The sequence below is a fragment of the Plebeiibacterium marinum genome (assembly GCF_026013615.1).
Classification (GTDB): domain Bacteria; phylum Bacteroidota; class Bacteroidia; order Bacteroidales; family Marinilabiliaceae; genus Saccharicrinis; species Saccharicrinis marinus_A.
This window is the reverse complement of record NZ_JAPDPI010000115.1, coordinates 1-1,212: the sequence shown is the minus strand read 5'-3', so window position 1 is coordinate 1,212 and position 1,212 is coordinate 1. Positions and strand designations below refer to the sequence as shown.

At 34.3% G+C, this 1,212-nt stretch carries 1 protein-coding gene; it reads right to left on the bottom strand.

Annotation, left to right across the window (positions count from 1 at the left end; translation table 11 throughout):
• Window positions 1–1,098 carry an IS4 family transposase gene (locus tag OM074_RS21100; RefSeq protein WP_301202697.1) on the bottom strand — a complete coding sequence of 366 codons (1,098 nt, stop codon included), beginning with the start codon at window positions 1,096–1,098 and terminating at the stop codon, window positions 1–3.
• Window positions 1,099–1,212 lie beyond the last annotated feature (114 nt).

Below are 1,212 nucleotides of genomic sequence, written 5' to 3'. Positions count from 1 at the left end.
CTAAGTACATGACAAAACTTTATAACATTCATCTAAATCATTGTTGTTAATGGGATTACTTAATGCATGAGCCATTCTGATTAAACCATATTTAAAGAAACTATAAGCCCTTCTACCATGTTTTTTTACCCTGATCGGCTTAATGTTCTCATGTTTGTCAATCCCTGCTAAATATGCCCAAACAAAAGCAATTGATACAACAGCCAAAAGTTTAGCAATGCGATCCAAGTCTGTTAAATGGGTGTCTTCAAGGTTAAAGCCACTGGATTTCATGGCTCTAAACATGGTTTCGATCTGCCATCGCTCTTTATAATTAATCAAAGCCTGATCATATTGGTTAAACGAAGCAATAATGGTAAATTCCACTTTGCCAGTGATTTTATTAAAGGATTTTGCTCCAGATAAGTATACCAGATTCTTACCTAGATAATAGAGTTTATCACAATGTTTGTAATACCCAATTTTCATATTGTTGAACAGCCAAAAGGCTTTTATAGGAGTTTTACCATGACGATGCACCATCATATTGTTCCGGATACGAATGTAAAATGGAATATTTTGACGAATAAGATTTTCAAACCATTCTTCGCCTATAAATTCCCTATCCGCCATAAAAGCTTTAATGTTTTGGGTACCAAAGAACTGAACGTATGTGTCCAATACCTCTTTTCGCTCCAAGGCATTGGAATTCCCTCTTTTGGGAAGGAGTTTCCATATCAATGGAATAGAAACTCCTTTGTAACAAACGCTCAGCATCAGTATGTTGATATCGGTTTTGCCAAACTTCCAATTGGTTCTGTCCATGCTAAGCATATATGGAGGCTCATCTGGCAATAAACTATAAATTAAACGTGTAAATATCAGTGGATCAAAGGAAAATTCAGCAAAAAACCGTTGCACTCGTCGTAGGCTTGATTCATGCTCTACACTAGAACTAAAACCTTGAGCAAGTTTTACATATGAAACGGTTTGGAATTTTATCATACTATTGATAATAATGAGCAAGCATTTAATCCTTGCCTTGTGCCAATTGGTTGTTGCCTTGAACAACTCAAATAATTGAGTATTTTTACTGTCTACCTTGGTATTCGTATGCATTACAAAATGATGTAGGAATCTTTTGTAAGATACTGAATATCAAGGTTTTAAACAAGAAAATCACATACTTAATTTGATGATTTTCAATTGTTTATAGTTTTGTCATGTACTAAA

Coding starts and splice junctions, on each gene's coding strand:
- OM074_RS21100 (WP_301202697.1), bottom strand. CDS start 1,098: ATGCATACGAATACCAAGGTAGACAGTAAAAATACTCAATTATTTGAG.